The organism is Lentzea sp. NPDC055074, assembly GCF_053608005.1.
Map to the genome: position 1 here is coordinate 241,342 of NZ_JBSGUQ010000011.1, position 23,213 is coordinate 264,554.

The following is a 23,213-nucleotide window of genomic DNA, read 5'->3' on the forward strand; positions in this document are numbered from 1 at the left end:
AACGCTAGGGGTCTGCATCCATCCAGACCCAAGCAAGCTCTAGAACGCGTTCTACATGCAAACAATCGCGCGCAACCCCGTCACTAAAGCGTGGTCACGTCGTTATTGAAGGCCGCGTGAAGGAACACGTTCTACCTACGAAGGCGGCAGCAGTTCCGGACGGCGCGGCCGGATCACGTCACCGGACGACTCACCGCGCACCCGGCGCATCACCCACGGCACGACGTGCTCTCGGGCCCACTTCCAGTCCTCCGCGCGCCGGACGCGCCGGTCCTGCAGCGGCGCGACGCCGAGCAGCGTCCGTTCCAGCGCGTGGTCGACGCCCAGGCCCTCCAGCGTGGAGATGGCGACCTCGGTGTGACCGAGCGAGTTCAGGTGCAGCCGGTCGGCCGACCACATGCGACGGTCACGCAGCTGGCGCATGTTCCACATGTCGACGAGCACGCACGAGTGCTCGTGGGCGATCGCGCGCACGTGTTCGTTGTAGATGGCCACGCGGCCACGCATCTTGCGGAACACCGGGTCGTCACCACCGTCGACGCCCGTGAAGAGGATTACGCGCGCGCCCGCGGACACGAGCCGTGCGACGGCCGCGCGGTATCGGCGCATCAGGGCGTCAATGTCCACCTTGGGCCGCATGAGGTCGTTGCCGCCCGCGTAGAGCGAGACGAGGTCGGGCTTCATCGCGAGCGCGCGCTCGAGCTGCTCGCCCAGCACCTGCGGCAGCAGCCGGCCCCGCACCGCGAGGTTGGCGTAGGTGAACTCGGGGTCCACCGCACCCAGCACGTCGGCGACGCGATCGGCCCAGCCCCGCACACCGTTCGGACGACCAGCGTCTTCGTCGCCCACACCCTCGGTGAACGAGTCCCCCAACGCCACAAAACGCTTGCTCATGCTCACGACCTTATGTCGGGCATTCGGACCAAGTTCGGCGGGGGTTGCGGCCGCTTCGATAACGTTTCGATAACAGCGACGTCTCGAACTGAGGCAGAGCCCCATTCCTGGCCGTATCCCCGTTCGTGCGACTCCCCCTGGACTTGGCGAAGCCGACGCGACTGATGGTCGCGATGGCCGGCTGTGCGCTGGCGGTGCTTCTGAACACCGGAACCGCTGTCGGCCAGCCGACCACGACGCCGTCCACCCCCATCTCGACGCCGCCGCCCGACAGCGGCGGCAAGGGCGACGAGGTCGTCCAGACGCAGTGGGGGCCGCTCGGTCCGGCCGACCGGGACTTCATGAACCGGGTGAAGCAGGCCGGACTGTGGGAGAAGCCCGCGGGCGACAAGGGCAAGGCCAAGCGCGCCGACCAGCCCAAGATCCAAGAGGCCTGCAAGCACCTCATCGAGGGACACACGCTCCTCGACAACGTGGTGAACCGGGCGGGCGTCCTGCTCGGCCACACGTTGCCCACGGAGGCCTCGGACGAGCAGAAGGGCTGGCTCGCCGAGATGGACGCGGCGAACGGCGACGAGTTCGACGTCGTCTTCGCCAACAGGCTCCGCGCGGCCCACGGCAAGGTCTACGCCTACGCGGCGCAGATCCGGGCCGGCACCAAGAACGAGCTCATCCGCATCCTTTCCACGCAAGCGATGATCACCGTCTTCGACCACATGAAGGTGCTCGAGGAGACCGGCAAGGTCGACTTCGCCGGACTGGAGACACCGCAGCCGCTCGCGCCCCCACCCCCCGCTGCGGACAGCACCGGGACCCCGGACGCGACGGGCGACCAGGCGGCGGCCGACCAGACGGCGAACCCGACCGACGGAGTGATCCCGACCGTGCCGGAGGGCACCAGGTTCACCAGGACCGCCGAGCAGGGCGTCTTCGGTGACAACAACGGTGTCTTCTTCGGCGCCATCGCGGTGCTCGCGCTCGCGCTGGTGGGGATGCGAATGATATCCCGATCGAAGAAAACACGGCGGAAATCTCGTTCGTACTAGAAAAAACAGCACACCCAGGTCAATTCCGAAGATAGCGGCCCCATTCCGCCGTCAGCTTCGCCATGCCGTTTTATCTGACTACCACGAGGTGGCAAATGGCTATTCACCGTAGGAAATCCACGATCTGGCTCACCGCCGCAGCTGCGGCGATGGCCGTGGTCGCGGGCGGTGCCGCGGTGGTGGCCGTCAGTTCTTCTGATGGCACCGCACTCGCCGACGGGCCGGACAAGAGCTTGTTCGTCGACATCACCAAGGTGAAGCCGAACGTCAAGAAACCAAGGCAACAGAACAACGCCACCACCGGCACGTTCACCGTGAACTGCGGGCGCAACGAGAACAAGCACTTCAACCCGGACAACTTCATCGCGCAGCCCGGCGTCCGCAACGGTGCCCAGCACCTGCACGACTACGTCGGCAACCTGTCCACGAACGCGGACTCGAACAACCAGTCGCTGCAGGCCGCCGGAACCACCTGCAAGAACGGCGACAAGTCCGCCTACTTCTGGCCCGTCGTCCGCATCGTCGACGAGGAGGCGGAAGAGGCCGCCGAGCCCGCTGAGCAGGCCCCGCCGAAGCAGGACGACAAGGCCCAGCAGGACAAGGACAAGGCCGCCAAGGAAGCGGCCCAGCTCGAGTGCCCGGACGTCGCGTCGCTGCTCCCCGAGGACGTGCCGGACGCAGCCCAGGCGGAGATCGACAAGGAACTCGAGAACATCGAGAAGGTGACCGCGGAGGCCGAGAAGAAGGTCGCCGGCACCAAGGCCCAGGACCGTGACAACGTCATCGTCGGCCCGACGCGCGAGAAGCGCGCCGCGATCCTCAACCGCATGATGCTGGCGTTCAGCCGCCAGGGTCAGCAGGCCCCCGACCTGAACCCGGCCGCCGCGTGCGCCGTGAAGGACAAGGCCCAGGGCCAGGAAGGCCTCGACAACGGCGGCGAGAACGCCGACGACGCCCAGGCCGAGGGCACCGAGAACAAGAAGAACCAGAACAACCCCGAGGAGAACGCCGAGAACGAGCTCGAGGGCAACGAGGGCGAGATCCAGCAGCCGGCCGTCGTCGACCTGACCTTCCGCGGCTCGCCCGTCGGCAAGGTCACCGCGATGCCCAAGTTCCTCCGTGTGCTCTACGGCGACGCCAAGGCCGGCCAGAACGGCCCGAAGAACGCCAAGGCGTCCTGGACCTGCACGGGCTTCGAGGACAAGGTCCTGATGGACAAGTACCCGATCTGCCCGCAGGGCGCGAAGGTCAAGCGCGTGCACGACTTCCCGAGCTGCTGGGACGGCAAGAACATCGACTCCGCGAACCACCGCGACCACATCGTGTTCCCCGACGCCAACGGCAAGTGCAAGCAGGGCTTCAAGGCCGTGCCGCAGCTGCGCATCTCGCTGACCTACAACATCCCGCTGGACGTCCAGCAGGAAGGTCGCTACCTGGTCGACTCCTTCCCGGAGGAGGAGCACAACCCGCTCACCGACCACGACGACTTCGCCAACGTGATGTCGCAGAAGATCATGAACCGTCTCGTCAACTGCGTGAACACCGGCAAGAAGTGCCGCGAGTGACGCTCTGACCGAGTGACGTGAAAGGCCCCGGTGCACCTCCCGCGCACCGGGGCCTCTCGCTGTCCACAGTGGAGCATCAGTCCGAGTTGGGCCACAACAGGACGCCCGGGCCGTCCGCCGTGATCACCGGGATCCACGCCTCGTCGGCACTGTGCATCCGGCTCTCGTCGAGCCGCAGCCGGACGTGCTCCGCACCAGCCGCGCCCGCCGTCCGGTCCCGGACGGCCTCGACGATCTCGCGCAGCCTGGCCAGATCGGCCTCCGGCCAGTCGTGGCCCCACTTCCCGGCGCCGCCGTACACGTTCTCGAACAGGTCGCGCAACGCGCTCAGCTCGTCCGGACTCGCCAGCGGGACGAGGTATCCCTGCACCTCACCCTGCCGGCAGGCGGTTCCGCCGTACTGCAGCCGGTAGCGGACCCCGGTCTTCATCTCGACCACGACGTACAACCAGTCGTCGTTCGTGTCCATGTCGAGGTCTACCCAGCGAGTGGAGCTCATGAGCCCATTCTCCGGTTCACAACGATGAACCGGTTCACCACCGTGAACCTTGTTCCGGAATGATTGACCACAAAGGTATAGACCACTAACACTGACCGCATGGTCACCCGCTCCTGCACGGTGCTGATCGCACTGATCGCATCCCTTCTGGTCCCGGTCACCGGCCCAGCCCAAGCGGCGCCGGCGACGTTCGTCCACCCCGGAGTCGTGGTCTCCCGGCCACAGCTGGACTTCATGCGCACCAAGGTCCTGGCGGGCGCTCAGCCGTGGAAGACCGCCTACGACCGCATGATGGCGTCGAAGTACGCCGACCTGAACCGCACGCCGAAACCCCGCGCCGTCGTCGAGTGCGGTCCCGTCAGCAACCCCAACAACGGCTGCACCGACGAACGCGAGGACGCGCTCGCCGCCTACACCCTCTCCCTGGCCTGGTACGTCACCCGCGACACCAGGTACGCGACCAAGGCGATCCAGATCATGGACGCCTGGTCGAACACGATCCGCGACCACACCAACTCGAACGCCCCGCTGCAGACCGCGTGGTCGGCCAGCAGCTGGCCCAAGGCCGCCGAGATCATGAAGCACGTCTACGGCACCTGGCCCAACAGCGCCCGGTTCGCCACGATGCTGCGCACCGTCTACCTGCCCGAGATCCAGAACGGCCGTGCGAACACCAACGGCAACTGGGAGCTCAGCATGATGGAGGCGTCGATCGGCATCGCCGTCTTCCTGGAGGACAAGGCCGCCTACGACAAGGCCGTGAGCATCTTCCGGACGCGCATCCAGGCGTTCATCTACCTGACCACCGACGGCGCGCTGCCGAAGACGCCGCCGGGCAGCGGCATCGACACCAGGGCCGAGATCATCTCTTACTGGCACAACCAGTCCACGTTCGTCGACGGCCTCACCCAGGAGACCTGCCGGGACTTCGCCCACACGGCCTACGGACTGAGTGCCGCCTCGCACCTCGCCGAGACCGCGCGGATCCAGGGCCAGGACATCTGGGGTGAGATCAAGGACCGCATGCGGCACGCGTGGGGCCTGCACACCAAGTACCAGAACGGCGAACCGGTGCCGTCGTGGCTGTGCGGCGGGAGCTACTCCCGTGAGCTCGGGCCGACGCCGGAGGTCAGCTTCAACGCCCTGAACACGCGGTTGGGGATCGCGATGGCGAACACCAAGCTCTACACGGAGTCGAAGCGTCCACACGGGACTGACAACCTGTTCATCGCCTGGGAGACGCTGACTCACGCAGCCAACCCCAGCTAGAAGCGACCTGGTGCCGCGGACCGAGGTCGGACGAGCCGATTCACGCTCAGCGGGGTGGATCGCGAATCGTCACGGCAAATTTCGGCCCGCGGCACTAGCGTGCCCTCATGACCGAGACACCGGACGTGAAGCCACGCAGCCGCGACGTGACCGACGGCCTGGAGCGCACCGCCGCGCGCGGCATGCTCCGGGCCGTCGGCATGGGTGACGAGGACTGGGAGAAGCCGCAGATCGGCGTCGCCTCGTCGTGGAACGAGATCACGCCCTGCAACCTGCCCCTCGACCGCCTGGCGAAGGCCTCCAAGGACGGGGTGCACGCGGCGGGCGGGTATCCGCTGGAGTTCGGCACCATCTCGGTGTCGGACGGCATCTCCATGGGCCACGAGGGCATGCACTTCTCGCTGGTCTCGCGCGAGGTGATCGCGGACAGCGTCGAGACCGTCATGATGGCCGAGCGGCTCGACGGGTCGGTGTTGCTCGCGGGGTGCGACAAGTCGCTGCCCGGCATGCTGATGGCGGCGGCCCGCCTCGACCTGGCCAGCGTGTTCCTCTACGCCGGGTCGATCCTGCCGGGGCGGGTCACGCTGTCCGACGGCACCGAGAAGGAAGTCACGATCATCGACGCGTTCGAGGCCGTCGGGGCCTGCGCACGCGGGCTGATGAGCCGCGCGGACGTCGACCTCATCGAACGCGCCATCTGCCCCGGCGAGGGCGCGTGCGGCGGCATGTACACCGCGAACACCATGGCGAGCGCGGCCGAGGCCCTGGGCATGTCGTTGCCCGGCAGTGCCGCTCCCCCGGCCACCGACCGCCGCCGGGACGGGTTCGCGCGCCGGTCCGGGCAGGCCGTGGTCGAGATGCTCAGGAAGGGCATCACGGCACGGCAGATCATGACGCGTGAGGCGTTCGAGAACGCCATCGCCGTCGTCATGGCGTTCGGCGGGTCCACCAACGCGGTGCTGCACCTGCTGGCCATCGCGCACGAGGCAGGGGTGGAGCTGAGCCTCGACGACTTCAGCCGCATCGGGTCGCGCGTGCCGCACCTCGCGGACGTGAAGCCGTTCGGCCGGCACGTGATGACGGACGTCGACCGCATCGGTGGTGTGCCCGTGGTGATGAAGGCGCTGCTGGACGCCGGTCTGCTGCACGGCGACTGCCTCACCGTCACCGGCCGCACGGTCGCGGAGAACCTCGCCGACATCGCCCCGCCCGACCCGGACGGGCTGGTGCTGCGCGCGCTCGACAAGCCCATCCACCACACCGGCGGCATCACGATCCTCAAGGGCTCGCTCGCGCCGGAGGGTGCCGTGGTCAAGTCCGCGGGCTTCGACTCCGACGTCTTCACCGGCACGGCCCGCGTGTTCGACCGCGAACGCGCCGCGATGGACGCCCTGGAGGACGGCACCATCACCGCGGGCGACGTCGTGGTCATCCGCTACGAGGGCCCCAAGGGCGGGCCGGGGATGCGCGAGATGCTCGCGATCACCGCGGCGATCAAGGGCGCGGGCCTCGGCAAGGACGTCCTGCTGCTCACCGACGGCCGGTTCTCCGGCGGCACGACGGGCCTGTGCGTCGGGCACGTGGCGCCGGAGGCGGTCGACGGCGGGCCCATCGCGTTCGTGCGCGACGGCGACCAGATCACGCTGAACGTCGCCGAGGGCACGCTCGACGTGGACGCCGACCTGGAGAGCCGCAAGGAGGGCTGGGCGCCGTTGCCTCCCCGCTACGAACGCGGCGTGCTCGCCAAGTACGCCAAGCTGGTCGGCTCGGCCTCGCGCGGAGCCGTCTGCGACTAGCCCTGTCCTGCAAGTCTGTTCGATGAGAGTCACGGTCGAGAGACTCGGAGGGGTGCCGCCGCGACGTCCTCATACCGGAGGGCGGTGCCGCCTCCGCGGCCCTCGGCCGCGACTGTCGCGGACGAGACCTGCAGGGCCTAGAAGCGGAGACTGGCCGCCGAGCGCACCAGCGAGGTGACGGGAGCGCCCGGCGGCCAGGCGAGCAGTGTCGTGACGTCCGGCGCGTCGACGACGGGCACGGCGACGTGTTCCGGCCACTGCCACGCGCGGCTGGACGCGGGGATGACGAGCAGGGTCAGGCCGAGCGCCACGAGCTGGGCGAGCTGCGACTGGGTGCGCACCTCGGGCCCGGGGCCGTCGGGGTAGGTGCCGTCGAGCCGGGGCCAGCGGGCGATCGGCAGGCCCGGCACGTCGCTGACCTCGGCCAGCGTGACGCTCTCGCGCTCGGCCAGCGGGTGCGCGGCGGGCACGATCGCGACCTGGCCCTCGACATGCAGGTCCTGGGTCTCGAACCCGGCGAGGTCGTCGTAGGGCCGGTGCATGATCGCCACGTCGGCCTGGCCGTCCCGCAGCCGGTGCGCCTGCTCCCCCACCTCGCACAGCAGCACCTCGACCGGGTCGCTCACCGCGTCGAGCAACGCGCGCAGCAGCTCGTGGGACGCGCCCGCCTTCGTCACGAGCACCAGCGGCCGGTCGGGGTCGCCTGCCCTGCGGGTCCGGTGGGCGGCCGCCTCGACCGCGGCCAGAGCCGATCGGGCCTCCCGCAGCAGCACCCGGCCGGCCTCGGTGAGCGCCGCGCCACGACGGTCGCGGTCGAGCAGCCGGATGCCGAGCCGCCGTTCCAGCTGGTGGATCGCCCGCGAGAGAGGTGGCTGGGCGATGCCGAGCCGTGCCGCCGCGCGTCCGAAGTGGAGCTCCTCCGCGACGGCGACGAAGTACCGCAGTTCACGGGTTTCCAGGTCCACGGTCCGAGCCTAATACCTGTGGGGTATCAGGGCGCACTGAATCGATCTTGGACACCCCGTCCGCGGCCGCCGAGCATGGACCTCGTGAAAGACAAGAAGACCGCGCTGGTCACCGGCGCCAACAAGGGAATCGGCTTCGCCGTCGCGGAGGGCCTCGGCGCGCTCGGCTTCACGGTCGGGGTGGGCGCGCGGGACGACGTCCGCCGCAAGGACGCCGTCGAACGCCTGCGCGCCAAGGGGATCGACGCGTTCGGCGTCGCGCTGGACGTCACCTCCGACGACAGCGTCGCGCGGGCCGCCGCGTCGATCGACCGGCTCGACGTGCTCGTCAACAACGCCGGCGTCGGCGGGGCGGCGCCCCAGGACCCCACCACGATCGACCTCGGCACGATCCGGACCGTCCTCGACACCAACGTGTTCGGGGTCGTCCGCGTCACGAACGCGCTTCTCCCCGTGCTGCGCCAGGCACCGTCGCCGCGCATCGTGAACGTGTCGAGCAACATGGGCTCGCTGGCGTTGCGCACCGGCCCGGTCATGGCCGCGTACGCGCCGTCGAAGTCGATGCTCAACAGCATCACCGTCCAGTACGCGCGGGCGTTCGACGGCACGAACGTCGTCATCAACGCGTGCTGCCCCGGCTACGTCGCCACCGACTTCACCGGCCACGCCTCGACGCGCACGCCTGAGCAGGGTGCCGTGATCGCGGTCCGGCTCGCCACCCTGCCCGACGACGGACCACGCGGCGGCTTCTTCGACGACGACGGCGTCATCCCGTGGTGACGTCCCCCGGTCGGCTGAACCGCCACGCGCGCGCGGTCACCCGGTCGGTGGGCCCTCGCGATTAAGTCCACAGTGGCGGGTACCTCGCGGTGGCAGGCAACCAAGGCAAACGCGGAGGGACGGCACGATGATCGACCAGACGCACGTTGAGGCTCTGTACGACTGCGACGTGATCGACAACCGGGGCGAGAAGATCGGGTCGGTCAAACGGGTCTGGCTCGAGGACGGCACCGGCAAGCCGATGTGGGCCGAGGTCCACACCGGACTCTTCGGAATGAAGGAGAGCTTCGTCCCGATCCAGCAGGGCGAGGTGGCGGGCGGCGGGATCACCGTCCCGGTCTCCAAGGAGCAGGTGAAGGACTCGCCGAGCGTGCACACCAAGGACGACCACATGTCGGACGAGGAGCAGGAAGCGCTCTACCGGCACTACGGGATGATCCCGCACGCCAAGACCGGCGAGCACGACCGTCTCGACGGCAGGCAGGACTCCAAGCGCGCCGGCATGCGCAACGAGGCCGGCATGCGGAACGAAGCCGGTACGCGGGACAAGGCCGGTGTGCGGGACAAGGCCGGCATGCGCGGCGAGGGTGACGCGGCGGAGGTCACGCTCTCCGAGGAGAAGCTCGACGTCGGCACCCGCAGCGTCGAGACGGGCCGGGTGCGGCTCGTCAAGCACACCGTCACCGAGCAGCGCAACATCACCGTGCCCGTCACGCACGAGGAGGTTCGCGTCGTCCGCGAGCCCGCGACGGGCGAACCGCGCCGGGCGTTCGCCGACGAGCAGGCCGAGGTCACGCTGCACCGCGAGGAACCGGTGGTGCGCAAGCGCACCGAGGCCACGGAACGGGTCCGGCTGGAGAAGGACGCCGTCACCGAGCAGAAGGAGATCAAGGGCCAGGTGCGCAAGGAGCGCGTCGAGGTCGAGCGCGACGACGAACCACACGGCCGCCGCTGACCGGACGTCCAGCGAACCGCCCACCACTTCCGCCGGTGGGCGGTTCGCCGCGTTCTGCGTCACGCCACTAGTACAGGCCGTCCAGCACGTCGGAGTAGCGCTTCTCGATCTCGCGGCGGCGCGGCTTCAACGACGCGGTCAGCAACCCGTCCTCGACGCTGAAGTCGTTCTCCAGCACCGCGAAGCGCTTGATCGTCTCGTGCCGCGCGAGCTGCGCGTTGACGATCTCGACGGCCTGGGAGACCTCGGCCTGGGCGTCGGCGAGGCCGGAGGCGGTGTCCGGGTCGAGCGTCACCAGCGCCACGCAGTACCTGCGGCGGTCGCCGTGCACGATCACGTTGCTGATGTACGGCGACGCCGCGTTGATCATGCTCTCGATCCGGGTCGGCGCCACGTACTTGCCGCCCGAGGTCTTGATGAGCTCCTTCTTGCGGTCGGTGATCGTCAGCCGGCCGGCGTCGTCGAGCTCGCCGATGTCGCCGGTGTGCAGCCAGCCGTCGACCAGCGACTCGGCGGTCGCGTCCGGCCTGTTGTGGTAGCCGCGCATGACACCGGGCCCGTGCAGCAGCACCTCGCCGTCGTCGGCGATCTTGACGTCCATGCCGGGGATCGGTGGGCCGACCGTGCCGATCTTGATCATGCCGGGGCGGTTGAAGAACGTCGCCGCGGACGACTCGGTGAGGCCGTAGCCCTCGAGGATCGTGATGCCGGCCCGCTCGAAGAACTCGGCGATCTCCGGGGCGAGCGGCGCCGAGCCCGACACGAAGTAGCGGATCCGGCCGCCCACCCTGTCGCGCAGCTTGCGATACACCAACCGGTCCGCGAGCCAGCGCGTCGCCGGGCCGTGCTCGCGGTCGGCCCACCGGAAGATCTTCTCGGTGACGCCGCCCTTCTCCCGCGCGCCCGCGACGATCCGGCCGTGGATCTTCTCGAAGATGCGCGGTGCGGCGGCGACGATGGACGGCCGCAGCTCGCCCAGGTTGTCCACGATCCGCTCGACGCTGCCGTCGACGGCGGTCGGCACGCCCGCGGCGATCATCGCCATCGTCAGCACCTTGCCGAACGCGTGCGAGAGCGGCAGCCACAGGAAGTGCAGGTCCGTCGGCTGCAGAATGCCCAGGGACGCAACGGCTTCCGCCGTCGTGAGCCAGTTCTCGTGGGTGAGCTCGACACCCTTGGGCGTGCCGGTCGTGCCCGAGGTGTAGATCAACGTCGCCAGGTCGTCCGGCGCGAGGTCACCGATCAACGCCTCGTAGTCGCCTTCACCTCGCGGAACAGCACCGAACCGCAGCACCTCGACGCCGTCCGGCATCAACGCGGCGTGCTCGTCGTCCTCCACGACCACGATCCGGCTGCCCGAGTCGCCGATGATGTGCGCGACCTCCCCGGCCGTGCTGTTCGGGTAGATCGTGGTGGTGGCGCCCCCGGCGGCGAGCACGGCGAGGTCGGTGACGATCCACTCGATGCTCGTGCGGCCCATCAACGCCACGCGGTCGCCCTTGCGCAGACCGGCCCCGGCCAGCCCGAACGCCTCCGCCGCCACCCGTTCCTGCAGCTCGGACCACGTGAGCGAGACCCAGCCACCGCCGTCGCGGTACCGCATCGCCTCGGCGTCGGGCGTGCGGGCGACACGGTCGCGCAGCAGGCCGGGAATCGACAGCGCCATTGCTTCTCCCCTTCTCTGGAGCGTCGCTCCAGAGCGGTACTCTAACCCTCATGCCCGACCGACGACAGTCTCTCCTCGACGCGGCGCTGAAGCTCGTCGAGGAAGGCGGCCTCGACGCCGTCACGATCGCGGCCCTGACCGAGCGGTCGGGCATGTCGAACGGCAGCATCTACCACCACTTCGGCAGCCGCGGGGGCGTGTTCGCGCAGCTCTACGCCGACAGCTACGGCCGCTGCGTCGCCGCGATGCTGCCCGCGCTGCGCACCGACTCGGCCTCCGAGGGCGTGCGCGGCCTGACGCTGAGCTACCTCGACTGGGTCATCGCGAACCCCAGCCGGGCACGTTTCCTCTACGCCGCACCGGACCACGCCGACCCCGCGGCCAAGATGGCGGAGTTCGCACCGGTGCTGGCGTGGTTCCTCGACCGGATGGCGGCCGGCGAGCTGCGCACGGTGCCGCCGTGGGCGCTGGAGCCCGTGGCCATGGGGCCGGCGCACGAGTCGGTGCGCCGGTTCCTGCTCGGGGTCTTCGACCTGACCCAGGCGCGGGAGCTCGTCGCGGACGCCGTGTGGGCCGTGCTGAAGCCCTAGGCGCTGTCCTGCAAGTTCGTTCGGTGAAAGGCGCGGGCGAGAGACCCGGAGGCGGTGCCGCCGCGACGCCCTCATCGGGCGTATTCGGGCGTTGCGGCGGTGCCGCCTCCGGGTCCCTCGGCCGCCACTGTCGCCCGACGAGACTTGCAGGACAGCACCTAGTCCCTGCTGACCTTGGGAGCAGGGAAGACGAGGTCACCGTCCACGCTCCCCACCTGCACCACCGTTCCGTGCACCTTGCCGCGCACGACGTGCGTGACGTGCTCGCCCGTCTGCGCGTGCTCTTCCTCGTCCCCAGTCATGCCACCATTGTCCGTCATCGACCGCCGCGGGTCGCCGTAGAACACGTGTTCGATTAGGCTGCGGCCATGCGCCAGGGATCCCTCTTCGATCTTGAGGCGGAGCCGGAGCTGGCCCCGCTCGCCCCGCGCCGCACCGAACTGGCCCACGGCGCGTGGATCGACGTCCAGCCGGGCTGGCTCGCGGGCGCCGACGCGGTGTTCGACCAGCTCGTCGCCGAGGTGCCGTGGCGGGCCGAACGCCGCCAGATGTACGACACCGTGGTCGACGTGCCGCGCCTGCTCTGCTTCTACGCGGGCGCCCTGCCGTTCGACGTCCTCACCACGGCCCGGGAAGACCTCAGCAGGCACTACCTGGCCGAGCTGAACGAACCGTTCACGACCGCCGGGCTCTGCTACTACCGCGACGGCAAGGACAGCGTCGCGTGGCACGGCGACACGATCGGCCGCGGCCAGACCGAGGACACGATGGTCGCGATCCTGTCCGTCGGCACGCCCCGCGCCCTGCTGCTGCGGCCGCGCGGGGGCGGAGAGACCCACAAGTACGCGCTGGGGCACGGGGACCTGCTCGTGATGGGCGGCTCGTGCCAGCGCACCTGGGAGCACGCGATCCCGAAGACGTCCACTGTGGTCGGTCCGCGGATCAGCGTCCAGTTCCGCCCGCACGGAGTCCGCTAGCCACCAGCTCCTCCGACACCTCCCACACGCGCCGGGCCTCCTCGACGTCGCGCAGGCGGCTGTAGAGCGCCTGCTCGGCGGGCGGTCCGCTCAGGTGGGCGACGCGGCTCGGGCCGTAGAACGGGGCCGGGTCCGGTGCCGTCGCGGCGAGCAGGGCCGGCAGCTGGGCGGACTCGACCGTGCCGAGGACTCCCACGGCCGACAGGACCCTGATCGCGCGAACGCCGAGGGTGTCCGAGGCGCGACCGACCTCGGGACGGGCGGCCAGCAGGTTCGTGGGCGCCACCCCGGGGTGGCACAGGGTGCTGGTGATGCCCCAGCCGCCCGCCTCGCTGCGCCGCGCGAGCTCGAGCCCGAACAGGCCGAACGCGATCTTCGACTGGCTGTAGGCCTTGCCGCCGCTGTACGAGCGCTCCCAGTTCAGGTCGTCCCAGTTGATGGCGTTCTGGTTGGCGGCGATGCTGATCTGGCTGGTCACGCGAGCACGGCCGGCCTCGAGCAACGGCAGGAGCCCCAGCACGAGGGCGAAGTGGCCGAGGTGGTTGGTGCCGAACTGCAGCTCGAACCCGTCCGCGGTCGTCTGCCGTTCCGGCGGGGTCATGACGCCCGCGTTGTTGATCAGGATGTGCACCGGCCTGCCCTCCTCCAGCAACCCCGAGGTCAGCGCGTCCACCGAGGCCAGCGAGGAGAGGTCGAGCGAGCGCAGCGACACGGTCGCGCCAGGGGTCTGCCGGCGGATGGCCGCGATCGCCGCCTCGCCCTTGCGCTGGTTGCGGACCGGCATGAGGACCTCGGCCCCGGCCGCCGCGAGCCGTCCCGCGATGCCGAGCCCGACCCCGTCACTGGCGCCGGTGACGACGGCTCGCTGACCGGACAGGTCCGGGATCTCGACGTCGAACTTCCTGCTCATCGTGCACTCCCCTGTTTCGTCGTGGTGTCTCCTCCACGATGGACGGACGGCCGGAGCGCATCCAGGACCTGATGATCCGTGGCTACGGCGCCGCGCGCGCGTTAGAAATGGGGCAGACGAGAGGAGGCCGCCGTGGCGATCGACCGAGCCGGTCTGGCCGCGTTCCTGCGGCACCGCAGGGAGGCCTTGCAGCCCGAGGACATCGGTCTGCGCCGCGGACCGCGGCGGCGCACCAACGGCCTGCGCCGCGAGGAGGTCGCCGCCCGCTGCAACATGTCCACCGACTACTACGCGCGTCTCGAACAGGAACGCGGCCCGCACCCGTCCGAGCAGATGATCGCCTCGATCGCCCAGGGCCTGCACCTGTCGCTCGACGAACGCGACCACCTGTTCCGGCTCGCGGGCCACGGGGCACCCGCCCGCGGCGCCCTCAGCGAGCACGTCAGCCCCGGTCTCGCGCGGATCTTCGACCGCCTGCACGACACCCCGGCCGAGATCGTCACCGAACTGGGCGAGACCCTGCGCCAGACCGCGCTCGGCATCGCGCTCACCGGCGACTCGAGCCGTCACACCGGCCCGGCCCGCAGCCTCGGCTACCGCTGGTTCACCGACCCGTCGGCGCGCAGGCTCTACGAACCCGCCGACCACGAGTTCCTCGGCCGCATGTTCGCCTCGGGCCTGCGCGAGGCGCTGACCCGGCACGGTCCCGGTTCCCGCGCGGCCCACTACACCGACCTCCTGCTCGCCGGCAGCGAGGAGTTCCGGGCCGTCTGGGACAGGCAGGAGATCGGCCTGCGCCCCAAGGAGTTCAAGCGCTACGTGCACCCCGAGGTCGGCGCGCTGGAGCTGCAGTGCCAGACGTTGCTCGACCCCGACCAGTCCCACTTCCTGCTGGTCTACACCGCCACGCCGGGCAGCGAGAGCTACGAGAAGCTGCAACTGCTGTCGGTCATCGGATCCGCTGCGCCGACGGGCTGACGAGCGGCACCAGCAGCCCCTGTAGCCGGTCGGGCTCGCGGTTCACGGACACGAGCCCGACCTGCTGGCGCGGTGGGCTCAGATCACGTCCACGAACACCGGGTTGGCGTAGAACCAGAGGTCCTGCCACGGGTCCGAGTTCGCGATCTCGTCGATCATCGGGTCACCCGACGACGTGAGCCGCTTGCCGTCGCTGCCCCGCAGCCGCAGGTAGAACGACCGCTCGACGTTCGCGAACGTGTGCGTGAACCGGATCTTGCCCTTGCGCGGCACCTCGAACGTCTTCGCGACGGTCGTCTCCGGCGCCACGAACAGGTCGCGGTCGGCGGACGGGCCGGTCACCGGTCCCGAGATCAGGTCGACCTTGGCCAGCACGGGCGTGGCGCCCGAGAAGTTCGGGCCGGTCGTGCGGTCGATCTCGATGGTGACCTCGACGTCACCGCCTCTGCGCACGAACGTCCGCCCTCCCAGCGTCACGCCACGCAGGTCGTCGCGCGAGCGCACGCGCAGCTCCAGGCCGTTGATCAGGTGGCCGTGCACGGTCAGGACCTTGCCGGCCTGCAGGCCGCGCATGACGTCCACATAGGACTTCGACCGCGAGCCGACGACGTTCGCGCCGTACTGGCCGGGGAAGAAGTCGCCGTAGGTGGTCTGCTTGACACCCGAGTCGATCGGCGCGCCCTTCGACCCGGTGGTGGCGTAGTCCTGCCTGCCGGGCGTGAGCGTGTCGTTGAAGACCTGGTGCACGTCCGAGTTCGCGGTGATCCACCACGGACGGCCCTCGGCGAGCAGCGAGTCCCACAGGCCGCCGACCTTCGCGGTCATCCAGTCGAACCCGCCGTGCGTGCGGTAGGACTCCGGCGGATAGGCCTGGAACGACTCCGGCAGCGGGGCGGCCGTGTCGTAGTAGCCGCGCGCACGGCCGGAGCCGCCCGCGGACTTCGGCGTGCCGGCGGCCTGGTGGCCGGGCGCGCCCTCCATGCCGACCGCCACGCCGGGAGCCGCGTCACGCCAGCCGCGGATCTCGTGCGGGCTGTCGACACCGCGCCGGGACGGGTGGTTCGCGAACATCAGCGCGATCTCGGTCCGTCCCGAGAGGACCTGCGCCTCCAGGTACCGCAGCGCGGCGAGGGCGAGCGGCTCCGAGTTGTTCGCGATCCGGCCGTCGTAGGACAGCTCGAACGCCTTGAGGATGTCGACGGTGTGCCTGCCGGGCGGCAGGAACACGGTGGCGTGCTCGGCGCCGGGGATGTTCCACTCGAGGCCCTGGTAGACCAGCACGTCACGCTGCGACCGGCGGACCTTCTCGATGTCCGGCGTGATCTGGTCGATCGAGAACTTCTGGTGCGCGACCCCGCCGTGGTCGGTGATCACCACCCAGTCGAGGCCGAACTCGTGCGCCTTCCCGACCTGCTGCGCGATCGTGTACTGGCCGTCGTCGGAGTACTGGGTGTGGATGTGGTGGTCGCCCGCGTACCAGCGCTCACCGCCGCCCCACGGGTTGACCGGGACGTGCGCCCGGGCGGTGCCGGTGCCGGCCGCGACGGCGCCGGCCGCTCCGGCCGCGATGCCCAGGCCCGCCAGGAACTTGCGGCGCTCGACCGACGACGGGCGGTCGTCCCCGGGGTCGAGCCAGCTGCCTTCGACGGGCTCGACCTCGTGGTGGTGGTGCGTGTGATCACCGTGCGGGTGATCGTGGGAGTGGGCCATGCGCCGATCTCAGCCGGTCGACCTGTCGTGGCAAACGAACGGCAGATGAACCCTTGTCACGGGAAATTCGTTCACACCGCCTGGACGGCCAGCAACGCCAGGTCGTCGTGGTCGTCGCGGTCGAGCCACTTCAGCACGGCCGCCTCGCAGTGCCGGGCGATCTCCTCCGACGACAGCCCCTTGCACTCCTTGAGCACCGCCCGCAGGCGCTGTTCGCCGAACAGCTCCGTGCGGTTCGTGTGCGCGCGGGCCTCGGTGAACCCGTCGCTGTAGAGCACCAGCGTGTCGCCCGGCGCGAGCGTCACCTGCTCGCCGGAGAACCGGACGTCCGCCAGGATTCCGACGATCGCCCCCGTCGCGCCCACCTCGTCCACGGTGCCGTCCGCCCGCAGCACCAGCGGCGCGGGGTGGCCGCCGGACGCGAGCGACAGCCGCACTCCCCCGTCCGCCAGCGGCACGAGCTCGCCGACGACGAGGGTGGTGAAGAGCTTCGAGCCGGTGGCGCGCAACGACGTGTTCAGCAGGTGCAGCAGCCGCACCGGGTTCGTCTCGACCAGCGAGAGCGCCTGCAGCGACTGCCGCACACGTCCACTGTGGACCGCGGCCTCCAGCCCGTGGCCGCAGACGTCGCCCAGCACGAACGTCGCCGAGCCGTCCGTGCGCGGGTGCACGTCGTAGAAGTCGCCGCCGACGAGTGCCCGCTGGTGGGCCGGGATGAACACCGAGGCCAACGTCACACCGCGCACCTCGGGCAGCGGCAACGGCAGCAGGGCCGACCGCAGCACCTCGATGGTCCGCTGCTGCTCGGTCAGCTTCGACGACGACTCCAGCGCCACGGCCGCGTGCTTGCCGAACAGCCGCACGCGCTCGACGTCGTTCGGCGCGAACTCGCCCTTGCGCACCACGACCAGCGCCCCGCCGACGCCCAGCGGCACGGCCAGCGCGCAGCCGAAGTCCTCCGGCACGCCCCAGCTGCCCTCACCCAAAGAGGTGATCCTGGTCAGCGTCGACGTGCCGGTCAGCACCTCCGAGATCTCCGACGCCCTGCGGGGCGTGCGCGTGACCGTCGGTTCGCCGCCGTCGCACCGCCACCACTCGAGCCGGTCACGTGTCGCGGGCACCACGGCGACGCAGTGCTCACCCAGCAGTTCCGCCGCGATCTGCACGATCGTCTTCAGCGTCAGTTCGCGCGACACGCCGCCCGCGAGCCGCAGATGGGCGTGGTCGAACGTGGAGTCCGTGAAGTACCAGGCACTCCAGCCATCGCCGAGGTCGTGCTGGCGGCCCGCGACGTGCACGTCGAACTTCCCGCCGACACCCAGGCGGGGGAACCGGTCCGCGGCCGCGGCGTTGCGCACGCGCACCACTCCGGCGGCATCCACGACGAAGACGGCTTCGCGCAGCCCGTCCACCAGGCGCTGCCAGCCGTCGAGGTCGATGCCCACGGCGCTGCTCATCCGCTTCCGGCCAGCGCGCTCGGCCGAATCATCACGGCCTCCTGCGGGTAGTTGGCGTGCATCGCGGCATCAAGTTACCTCGCTCCCAACCTAACGTGGCAGGCTTGGCTGCGACCACCGAGGCACGGAGGCTTGGAGTGACCACGGCCAACGAAGAGACGGACGCGACCCTCGAACGGGTTCTCTCCGCCATGAGAGACCTGCGGGACGGCAACTTCCGCCGCAGGCTCGTCGTGCCGGGGAACGGGCCTGTCTCGGCGCTCGCCGACGTGTTCAACGAGATCGCCGAACGCAACCAGTGGCTGGCCGGTGAGCTGGGCCGGGTCCGCCAGGCCGTCGGCCAGGAGGGCAGGCTGACCGAACGGGTGGCGCCCGCGGGCACCGCCGGGGGCTGGTCGCTGATCGCCGACTCGGTGAACGGCCTGGTCGAGGACCTGATGCGGCCGACGAGCGAGCTGAGCCGCGTGCTCGCCGCCGTCGCCGAGGGCGACCTGACCAAGCGCATGTCGGACCAGACGCTGCGCGGTGAGTTCGCGACGCTCGGCTCGACGGTGAACGGCCTGGTCGACCAGCTGTCGAGCTTCGCCGACGAGGTCACCCGTGTGGCCCGCGAGGTCGGCACCGACGGCCGCCTGGGCGGTCAGGCGAAGGTCCCCGGCGTCGCAGGCACCTGGCGCGACCTGACCGACAACGTCAACTCGATGGCGAACAACCTGACCAACCAGGTCCGCAACATCGCCCAGGTCGCGACAGCCGTGGCGAACGGCGACCTGACGCAGAAGATCACGGTGGACGTCTCCGGCGAGATGCTGGAGCTCAAGAACACCCTGAACACGATGGTCGACCAGCTCTCCTCGTTCGCGGACGAGGTCACGCGTGTGGCCCGCGAGGTCGGCACCGACGGCAAGCTCGGTGGTCAGGCGAAGGTCCCCGGTGTCGCCGGCACCTGGCGCGACCTGACCGACAACGTGAACTTCATGGCGGACAACCTGACGACCCAGGTCCGCAACATCGCCCAGGTCACGACCGCGGTGGCGCTCGGCGACCTGACCCAGAAGATCACCGTCGACGCGCGCGGCGAGATCCTCGAGCTCAAGACCACGATCAACACGATGGTCGACCAGCTGTCGAGCTTCGGCGACGAGGTCACCCGTGTCGCCCGCGAGGTCGGCTCGGACGGCCGCCTCGGCGGTCAGGCGCAGGTGCCGGGCGTCGCGGGCACGTGGCGCGACCTCACCGAGTCGGTGAACGTCATGGCGAACAACCTGACGACCCAGGTCCGCAACATCGCCTCGGTCACCACGGCCATCGCGCGCGGCGACCTCACGCAGAAGATCACGATCGACGCCCGCGGCGAGATCCTCGAACTGAAGACCACGATCAACACGATGGTCGACCAGCTCTCGTCGTTCGCCGACGAGGCCACGCGCGTGGCCCGCGAGGTCGGCACCGAGGGCAGGCTGGGCGGTCAGGCGACCGTGCCGGGCGTGGCCGGCACCTGGCGCGACCTGACCGACAACGTCAACTTCATGGCGAACAACCTGACCAACCAGGTCCGCAACATCGCGCACGTCGCCACGGCCGTCGCGAACGGCGACCTGTCGCAGAAGATCACGGTCGACGCGCGCGGCGAGATCCTCGAGCTGAAGTCCACTTTGAACACGATGGTGGACCAGCTGTCGAGCTTCGCCGAGGAGGTCACGCGTGTCGCCCGCGAGGTCGGCACCGACGGCCGTCTGGGCGGTCAGGCCCGCGTGCAGGGCGTCGCCGGCACGTGGAAGGACCTGACCGACAACGTCAACCTGATGGCGGACAACCTGACCGACCAGGTCCGCAACATCGCCGCCGTCGCCACCGCCGTCGCGAACGGCGACCTCTCGAAGAAGATCACCGTCGAGGCGAAGGGCGAGGTCGCGACCCTCGCCGACACCCTGAACGGCATGGTCGACACGCTGCGCGCGTTCGGTGACGAGGTCACCCGTGTCGCCCGCGAGGTCGGCACCGAGGGCATCCTGGGCGGTCAGGCGCGCGTGTCCGGCGTGGCCGGCACGTGGAAGGACCTCACCGACTCGGTGAACTTCATGGCGGACAACCTGACGAACCAGGTCCGCAACATCGCCCAGGTCACCACGGCCGTGGCGCAGGGCGACCTGACGAAGAAGATCGACGTCTCGGCGCGCGGCGAGATCCTGGAGCTCAAGACCACGATCAACACGATGGTCGACCAGCTCTCGTCGTTCGCCGACGAGGTCACCCGCGTGGCCCGCGAGGTCGGCACCGAGGGCAAGCTCGGTGGTCAGGCCGAGGTCGACGGCGTGGCCGGCACGTGGTCGAAGCTGACCGACAACGTCAACCAGCTCGCCTCGAACCTCACCACCCAGGTCCGCGCCATCGCCGCGGTCGCCACGGCCGTGACCGCGGGCGACCTGACCAGGCAGATCACCGTCGACGCGTCCGGGGAGCTCGCCGAGCTCAAGGACAACGTCAACCAGATGATCGCGAACCTGAAGGAGACGACGCGGGCCAACCGCGAGCAGTACTGGCTCAAGACCAACCTGGCTCGCCTGTCCGGCCTGATGCAGGGCCACCGCGACCTGCGCGCGCTGGCGTCGTTGATCATGAGCGAGCTGACGCCGCTGGTCAGCGCCCACCACGGCGCGTTCTTCCAGATCGAGGAGGACGACTCCAAGCAGTCGCTGGAGCTCACCGCGACCTACGGCTTCCGCCTGGACGCGGCCCGCATGACCCGCGTGGCCATGGGCGAGTCGCTGGTCGGCCAGTCGGCGCTGGAGAAGAAGACGATCCTGGTCGAGAAGGTCCCCGGCGGCTACCTCACGGTCTCGTCCGCGCTGGGCGAGTCGGCGCCGGTGAACCTCGTGATCCTGCCGGTCCTGTTCCAGGGCGAGACCCTGGGCGTGATCGAGCTGGCGTCGCTCAACGAGTTCTCCGACGTCCACCTCGACCTCCTGGACCAGCTCAAGGAGGCCATCGGCGTCAACGTGAACACGCTGCTGGCCAACTCCCGCACCGACGCCCTTCTGGTCGAGTCCCAGCGCCTCACGACGGAGCTGAGGGCCGGTTCCGAGGAACTGGAGGACCGCGCCCGGCAGCTGCAGACGGCGTCGAAGTACAAGTCCGAGTTCATGGCGAACATGTCCCACGAGCTCCGCACGCCGCTGAACTCGCTGCTGATCCTCGCGAAGCTGCTGGCCGACAACCTCGACGGCAACCTCAACCCCAAGCAGGTCGAGTTCGCCCGCACGATCCACTCGTCCGGCTCCGACCTGCTGCAGCTCATCAACGACATCCTCGACCTCACCAAGGTCGAGGCGGGCCACATGACGCTGCACGAGGACCCGGTCCGGCTGGACGAGCTGGTCCGCTACGTCGAGACGCTCTGCCTGCCCCTGACCGCGGAGAAGAACCTCGAGTTCTCCGTGCGGGTGGACCCGAACGTGCCGGAGACGCTCCACACCGATGAGCACAGGCTTCAGCAGATCCTCAGGAACCTGCTCTCGAACGCGGTGAAGTTCACCCACGACGGCGGCATCCGCCTGCACGTGCGCATGGACGACCCGTACACCGTGGCGTTCGACGTGCACGACACCGGCATCGGCATCCCGGCCGAGAAGCTCGCGGTCATCTTCGAGGCGTTCCAGCAGGCCGACGGCACCACGTCGCGCAAGTACGGCGGCACGGGCCTCGGGCTCTCGATCAGCCGCGAGCTGGCCCAGCTCCTCAACGGCGCCCTGCGGGTGCGCTCGGAGCCGGGGATCGGCTCGACGTTCACCCTGTGCCTGCCGCTGGGCAAGGTCGTCTCCGACGTGATCGTGCTGCCGGAACCGACCCCGATCGTCGCGCCGGCACCGGTGCTGGCCAACTCGGCGTCGATCCGCTTCCACGGCGAGAAGGTGCTGGTCGTGGACGACGACCTGCGCAACGTCTTCGCGCTCACGAGCGTGCTCGAGCTGGTGGGCCTGGAGGCGATCTTCGCCGACAACGGCATCACGGGCGTGCGGGCGCTGGAGCAGTACGACGACGTGGCCATCGTCCTGATGGACATCATGATGCCCGAGCTGGACGGCAACGCGACGATCTCGGCGATCCGCGCGATGGAGCGCTACGCGGACCTGCCGGTCATCGCCGTCACCGCCAAGGCCATGAAGGGCGACCGCGAGAAGTCACTGGCCTCCGGGGCCACCGACTACGTCACGAAGCCGGTGGACACCGAGCACCTCATCCGCCTGATCGCCTACTACCTGGGCGTGTCGTCGGAGGCCTGACCCCGGTCAGGCCTCCGACGGGGCGACGGCCTCCTCGACGGCCACGTCCACCGACTCGAAGAGGCTCAGCACCTCGGCCACGTCGGCGAGCTCGAACAGCCGCCGGACGGGTCCCTGGGCGGCGGCGATCCGCAGCTGCCCGCCGGCCTCGGCGAGCCTGCGGTGCCAGTCCAGGACCAGGGCGAGCCCGGTCGAGTCCATGAAGGCCAGTTCGGCCAGGTCCAGCACCGCGTGCGATCCGCTCACGTCCGAATCCAGCCGTGCGGACAGCAAGGGCACGGTGTCGATGTCCAGTTCCCCGGCAACGGCGAGAACTCGCCATCCCCGCTGGACCTCGCTGCCGACGTTGAGCTCCATCGTCGCCGTTTCCTTCCGCCACGCCCGACTCGTGCGACCCAAATCGTGCAGCACGACGTCCGACCATGCGACCACCGGGGGGCTGAAAGATCCGGACGACCCGCCGGATGTGCGACGATGCGCCTTGTGTTGAACGACCCACTGGCAGAGGTGCGGGTGACCCTGACCGCCGAGGGCGGTTCGTGCGCTCGCGCACGTCAGGTGGTGCGCGAGGCCGCGGCGTCGTGGGAGCTGGGCGAGGATCTCACCGACGACGCGCAGCTCGTCGTCACCGAGCTCGTGTCCAACGGCATCGACCACGGTGAGGGACCGATCACACTCACGGTGAGCCGGAAGGCGGGCGGCATGCTCGTCGAGGTGCACGACCAGTCGTCGCGGATGCCCCAGCTCAGACCCGTCGACCCGACCAGCCCGCGCGGTCGCGGCATGCAGCTCGTGCAGGCGCTGAGCGTCGAGTGGGGCACGAGACCGCAGAACAGCGGGAAAGTCGTCTGGGCTCAGCTAGAAGCCTGAAAA

General features: G+C 69.7%; 20 protein-coding genes. 11 read left to right on the forward strand and 9 right to left on the reverse strand.

The features are described 5' to 3' along the window. Window positions 1-135: 135 nt before the first annotated feature. Window positions 136-894 (reverse strand): SGNH/GDSL hydrolase family protein, encoded by a 759-nt coding sequence (locus ACWF7A_RS25375; RefSeq protein ID WP_452252979.1) that lies wholly within the window; start codon window positions 892-894, stop codon window positions 136-138. A 125-nt stretch (window positions 895-1,019) separates the two neighbouring features. Here ACWF7A_RS25375 and ACWF7A_RS25380 point away from each other — a divergent pair, with 125 nt between their 5' ends. Together ACWF7A_RS25380 and ACWF7A_RS25385 are read left to right on the forward strand one after the other, a co-directional pair. Then, complete coding sequence (locus tag ACWF7A_RS25380) at window positions 1,020-1,940, forward strand: DUF4142 domain-containing protein (RefSeq protein ID WP_452252980.1); 921 nt, start codon at window positions 1,020-1,022, stop codon at window positions 1,938-1,940. A 95-nt stretch (window positions 1,941-2,035) separates the two neighbouring features. After that, window positions 2,036-3,505, forward strand: coding sequence for a DUF1996 domain-containing protein (locus ACWF7A_RS25385; RefSeq protein WP_452252981.1), 1,470 nt, complete (start codon window positions 2,036-2,038; stop codon window positions 3,503-3,505). Between the two features lie 76 nt (window positions 3,506-3,581). Here ACWF7A_RS25385 and ACWF7A_RS25390 read toward each other — a convergent pair whose 3' ends face one another. Then, window positions 3,582-4,004 carry a DUF6210 family protein gene (locus ACWF7A_RS25390; RefSeq protein WP_452252982.1) on the reverse strand — a complete coding sequence of 141 codons (423 nt, stop codon included), beginning with the start codon at window positions 4,002-4,004 and terminating at the stop codon, window positions 3,582-3,584. Window positions 4,005-4,103: 99 nt separating this feature from the next. On the opposite strand from ACWF7A_RS25390, the gene ACWF7A_RS25395 reads away from it, so the two are divergent. Then, the gene (locus ACWF7A_RS25395; RefSeq protein WP_452252983.1) at window positions 4,104-5,273 is read left to right on the forward strand and encodes an alginate lyase family protein; all 1,170 of its coding nucleotides are present in this window, start codon (window positions 4,104-4,106) and stop codon (window positions 5,271-5,273) included. A 107-nt stretch (window positions 5,274-5,380) separates the two neighbouring features. Further along, on the forward strand, window positions 5,381-7,069 hold the full coding sequence (gene ilvD / locus ACWF7A_RS25400; protein ID WP_452252984.1) for a dihydroxy-acid dehydratase: 1,689 nt from the start codon (window positions 5,381-5,383) through the stop codon (window positions 7,067-7,069). A 137-nt stretch (window positions 7,070-7,206) separates the two neighbouring features. Here ilvD and ACWF7A_RS25405 read toward each other — a convergent pair whose 3' ends face one another. Then, entirely contained in the window at window positions 7,207-8,028 is an 822-nt protein-coding gene (locus ACWF7A_RS25405; RefSeq protein WP_452253004.1) for a LysR family transcriptional regulator, read from the reverse strand. 81 nt (window positions 8,029-8,109) lie between these two features. On the opposite strand from ACWF7A_RS25405, the gene ACWF7A_RS25410 reads away from it, so the two are divergent. After that, entirely contained in the window at window positions 8,110-8,814 is a 705-nt protein-coding gene (locus ACWF7A_RS25410) for an SDR family oxidoreductase (protein ID WP_452252985.1), read from the forward strand. Window positions 8,815-8,941: 127 nt separating this feature from the next. After that, window positions 8,942-9,769: a DUF2382 domain-containing protein gene (locus ACWF7A_RS25415; protein ID WP_452252986.1), complete on the forward strand. Its 828-nt coding sequence runs from the start codon at window positions 8,942-8,944 to the stop codon at window positions 9,767-9,769. Window positions 9,770-9,836: 67 nt separating this feature from the next. Here ACWF7A_RS25415 and ACWF7A_RS25420 read toward each other — a convergent pair whose 3' ends face one another. Then, complete coding sequence (locus ACWF7A_RS25420) at window positions 9,837-11,435, reverse strand: AMP-dependent synthetase/ligase (RefSeq protein ID WP_452252987.1); 1,599 nt, start codon at window positions 11,433-11,435, stop codon at window positions 9,837-9,839. Window positions 11,436-11,485: 50 nt separating this feature from the next. On the opposite strand from ACWF7A_RS25420, the gene ACWF7A_RS25425 reads away from it, so the two are divergent. After that, window positions 11,486-12,025 (forward strand): TetR/AcrR family transcriptional regulator, encoded by a 540-nt coding sequence (locus tag ACWF7A_RS25425; RefSeq protein ID WP_452252988.1) that lies wholly within the window; start codon window positions 11,486-11,488, stop codon window positions 12,023-12,025. 158 nt (window positions 12,026-12,183) lie between these two features. On the opposite strand, the gene ACWF7A_RS25430 is transcribed toward ACWF7A_RS25425, so the two are convergent. Beyond that, on the reverse strand, window positions 12,184-12,327 hold the full coding sequence (locus tag ACWF7A_RS25430) for a hypothetical protein (RefSeq protein ID WP_452252989.1): 144 nt from the start codon (window positions 12,325-12,327) through the stop codon (window positions 12,184-12,186). Between the two features lie 66 nt (window positions 12,328-12,393). Between ACWF7A_RS25430 and ACWF7A_RS25435 the strand changes: the two genes are divergently transcribed. Continuing rightward, window positions 12,394-13,002: an alpha-ketoglutarate-dependent dioxygenase AlkB gene (locus tag ACWF7A_RS25435; protein WP_452252990.1), complete on the forward strand. Its 609-nt coding sequence runs from the start codon at window positions 12,394-12,396 to the stop codon at window positions 13,000-13,002. On the opposite strand, the gene ACWF7A_RS25440 is transcribed toward ACWF7A_RS25435, so the two are convergent. Beyond that, entirely contained in the window at window positions 12,968-13,912 is a 945-nt protein-coding gene (locus ACWF7A_RS25440; RefSeq protein WP_452252991.1) for an SDR family oxidoreductase, read from the reverse strand. The two genes, ACWF7A_RS25435 and ACWF7A_RS25440, sit on opposite strands and share 35 nt — an antisense overlap. Before the next feature lie 138 nt (window positions 13,913-14,050). On the opposite strand from ACWF7A_RS25440, the gene ACWF7A_RS25445 reads away from it, so the two are divergent. After that, window positions 14,051-14,890, forward strand: coding sequence for a helix-turn-helix transcriptional regulator (locus tag ACWF7A_RS25445; RefSeq protein ID WP_452253005.1), 840 nt, complete (start codon window positions 14,051-14,053; stop codon window positions 14,888-14,890). Between the two features lie 78 nt (window positions 14,891-14,968). Here the strand turns inward: ACWF7A_RS25445 and ACWF7A_RS25450 are convergent, their stop codons facing one another. Beyond that, window positions 14,969-16,600: a PHP domain-containing protein gene (locus ACWF7A_RS25450; RefSeq protein ID WP_452252992.1), complete on the reverse strand. Its 1,632-nt coding sequence runs from the start codon at window positions 16,598-16,600 to the stop codon at window positions 14,969-14,971. A 71-nt stretch (window positions 16,601-16,671) separates the two neighbouring features. Beyond that, complete coding sequence (locus ACWF7A_RS25455) at window positions 16,672-18,057, reverse strand: PP2C family protein-serine/threonine phosphatase (RefSeq protein ID WP_452252993.1); 1,386 nt, start codon at window positions 18,055-18,057, stop codon at window positions 16,672-16,674. Window positions 18,058-18,194: 137 nt separating this feature from the next. Between ACWF7A_RS25455 and ACWF7A_RS25460 the strand changes: the two genes are divergently transcribed. Next, entirely contained in the window at window positions 18,195-22,340 is a 4,146-nt protein-coding gene (locus ACWF7A_RS25460; protein WP_452252994.1) for a HAMP domain-containing protein, read from the forward strand. Window positions 22,341-22,346: 6 nt separating this feature from the next. Here the strand turns inward: ACWF7A_RS25460 and ACWF7A_RS25465 are convergent, their stop codons facing one another. Then, entirely contained in the window at window positions 22,347-22,697 is a 351-nt protein-coding gene (locus ACWF7A_RS25465; protein ID WP_452252995.1) for an STAS domain-containing protein, read from the reverse strand. A 117-nt stretch (window positions 22,698-22,814) separates the two neighbouring features. Between ACWF7A_RS25465 and ACWF7A_RS25470 the strand changes: the two genes are divergently transcribed. Next, window positions 22,815-23,210: an ATP-binding protein gene (locus ACWF7A_RS25470; RefSeq protein WP_452252996.1), complete on the forward strand. Its 396-nt coding sequence runs from the start codon at window positions 22,815-22,817 to the stop codon at window positions 23,208-23,210. The last annotated feature ends 3 nt before the right edge of the window (window positions 23,211-23,213 follow it).

Excerpts from the sequence above, each read along its gene's own strand:
- ACWF7A_RS25375 (WP_452252979.1), bottom strand. The coding sequence starts at position 894 with ATGAGCAAGCGTTTTGTGGCGTTGGGGGACTCGTTCACCGAGGGTGTG.
- ACWF7A_RS25385 (WP_452252981.1), top strand. The coding sequence starts at position 2,036 with ATGGCTATTCACCGTAGGAAATCCACGATCTGGCTCACCGCCGCAGCT.
- ACWF7A_RS25390 (WP_452252982.1), bottom strand. The coding sequence starts at position 4,004 with ATGAGCTCCACTCGCTGGGTAGACCTCGACATGGACACGAACGACGAC.
- ACWF7A_RS25395 (WP_452252983.1), top strand. The coding sequence starts at position 4,104 with ATGGTCACCCGCTCCTGCACGGTGCTGATCGCACTGATCGCATCCCTT.
- ilvD (WP_452252984.1), top strand. The coding sequence starts at position 5,381 with ATGACCGAGACACCGGACGTGAAGCCACGCAGCCGCGACGTGACCGAC.
- ACWF7A_RS25410 (WP_452252985.1), top strand. The coding sequence starts at position 8,110 with ATGGACCTCGTGAAAGACAAGAAGACCGCGCTGGTCACCGGCGCCAAC.
- ACWF7A_RS25415 (WP_452252986.1), top strand. The coding sequence starts at position 8,942 with ATGATCGACCAGACGCACGTTGAGGCTCTGTACGACTGCGACGTGATC.
- ACWF7A_RS25420 (WP_452252987.1), bottom strand. The coding sequence starts at position 11,435 with ATGGCGCTGTCGATTCCCGGCCTGCTGCGCGACCGTGTCGCCCGCACG.
- ACWF7A_RS25425 (WP_452252988.1), top strand. The coding sequence starts at position 11,486 with ATGCCCGACCGACGACAGTCTCTCCTCGACGCGGCGCTGAAGCTCGTC.
- ACWF7A_RS25430 (WP_452252989.1), bottom strand. The coding sequence starts at position 12,327 with ATGACTGGGGACGAGGAAGAGCACGCGCAGACGGGCGAGCACGTCACG.
- ACWF7A_RS25435 (WP_452252990.1), top strand. The coding sequence starts at position 12,394 with ATGCGCCAGGGATCCCTCTTCGATCTTGAGGCGGAGCCGGAGCTGGCC.
- ACWF7A_RS25440 (WP_452252991.1), bottom strand. The coding sequence starts at position 13,912 with ATGAGCAGGAAGTTCGACGTCGAGATCCCGGACCTGTCCGGTCAGCGA.
- ACWF7A_RS25450 (WP_452252992.1), bottom strand. The coding sequence starts at position 16,600 with ATGGCCCACTCCCACGATCACCCGCACGGTGATCACACGCACCACCAC.
- ACWF7A_RS25455 (WP_452252993.1), bottom strand. The coding sequence starts at position 18,057 with ATGAGCAGCGCCGTGGGCATCGACCTCGACGGCTGGCAGCGCCTGGTG.
- ACWF7A_RS25465 (WP_452252995.1), bottom strand. The coding sequence starts at position 22,697 with ATGGAGCTCAACGTCGGCAGCGAGGTCCAGCGGGGATGGCGAGTTCTC.
- ACWF7A_RS25470 (WP_452252996.1), top strand. The coding sequence starts at position 22,815 with ATGCGCCTTGTGTTGAACGACCCACTGGCAGAGGTGCGGGTGACCCTG.